The organism is Bradyrhizobium sp. NBAIM08 (genome assembly GCF_020193935.1).
GTDB lineage: Bacteria > Pseudomonadota > Alphaproteobacteria > Rhizobiales > Xanthobacteraceae > Bradyrhizobium > Bradyrhizobium yuanmingense.
On the sequence record NZ_JADYVR010000318.1, the window covers coordinates 1 to 451 of the forward strand.

The 451-nt window shown below is 72.1% G+C and carries 1 protein-coding gene; it reads right to left on the minus strand.

The window, feature by feature from the left end; genetic code table 11:
• Nucleotides 1–451: Gfo/Idh/MocA family protein (locus I6F37_RS39690; protein WP_249795444.1), on the minus strand; the 451-nt coding region annotated here is incomplete at both ends.

A 451-nucleotide genomic window follows, 5' to 3' on the forward strand; every position in this document is an offset into this window, starting at 1 on the left:
GGCCATGGCGGACTCGGAGCCGTCGAACTCCCAGCTCAGCCGGTTCTTGCGGCCCGCCGAGACCTGCGAGATCGTCACCACCGCCCGAGCTCCGCCGGTGAGCCGCAGCAGGATGCCGGCCGCATCCTCGGTCTCCATCGCGGTGTCGATCGTGTCGCCGGCACTCGCGCGGCTGAAGGTCTCGACCGGGCCGGTCGGCTGCTTGCGCACGCCGATGAAGGTGGTGAGGTCGGCCATCACGGCCTCCACGTGGCGGCCGGTGATGAAGGTCACGAGGTCGATCCAGTGCGAGCCGATGTCGCCGACCGCCCGCAGCGAGCCGCCGGCCGCCGGGTCCAGCCGCCAGTTCCAGTCGGTGTCGAACAGCAGCCAGTCCTGCACGTAGCCGCCGGAGATGAGGCGGACCTCGCCGACCTCGCCGCGCTCCACGCGCGCCCGCGCGTCCTGGTTC